This window comes from Blastomonas sp. CCH1-A6 (genome assembly GCF_001556365.1).
Taxonomy (GTDB): Bacteria; Pseudomonadota; Alphaproteobacteria; order Sphingomonadales; family Sphingomonadaceae; genus Blastomonas; species Blastomonas ursincola.
Window position 1 is genome coordinate 1 of the sequence record NZ_LSIS01000492.1, and the last position, 912, is coordinate 912.

The following is a 912-nucleotide window of genomic DNA, read 5'->3' on the forward strand; positions in this document are numbered from 1 at the left end:
TCCATGAGGCCGAAGACCCGGCAGGCATGGGTGTCTTCAGCCTGGCGGGCAAGGAAACCCGGATCAGCTCGCGTCATACCGATGCCGACATCGGATGGTCGGTCCATGTCCCAGCGGATGGCTGGACCGGTGCGCAGGACATTGCCGTGCAGCCCCTTGCTCGCCCCGTCGGGACGACAATCAGCTTCCTGATGCCCGGCGTGAGCGAGCAGACCACCGAGCGGATTCTGCGCGAGGTCGCGAAGTTCTACCCGCTGCCGGTGTTCTTCAATGGCACGGAAATGCCACGCGAGGACTTTCTCGCCAAAGCAATCTACATCGCCGAGTGGAACGGCAGCCAGATCGGCGTGTTCGAAGGGCGCGAATACCACCAGGACCCCACCACGAATTTCTATGGGATGGTGCTCACCCGCAAGCTTGCCAGCGTCTCGGAGAGCCTTGGCGGCAAAACATACCATGCCCGGCTCGATATCGGGGCCACCCCGGGCCTTGCCCTTGTGCTCCCGGCGCGCAAGGAATTCGTCGAGAATGCCGCGTTTGCGGCGCTTCAGGCGGCCTGCAGGCGCACGATCTATGCCGCGCTGGCGCACAGAGGCCAGCACCGGCTTTCCTTCGAGAACTGGAAGGAAGCGCGCGATCTTGGGGTTGCCCTGCCGGAGGCCGACCCCTGCCTGCCCCGCTGGCATGCTGCCATTGCGGAGAGCGACAACGTCAATGTCGAGTATGAGGAAATCGCAGCAGGTGCGGACACGATCCTTGTCGCGGATCTTGAGCCCGATATTGCCCAGGGACTGGAGCGCGCGCTGCGCGACCACCCCTTGCGCCCGCACCTCGTCGAGAACCATCCCGCATACGCTGGCTATGGCTGGTATGACGCGCTGCATCAGCTCGGCAACGTGCGCTTCTATGTTG

The 912-nt window shown here is 63.7% G+C and carries 1 pseudogene; it reads left to right on the forward strand.

The features are described 5' to 3' along the window. Positions 1–912, forward strand: a pseudogene (locus tag AX735_RS26140) (ATP-binding protein); the annotation flags it as partial.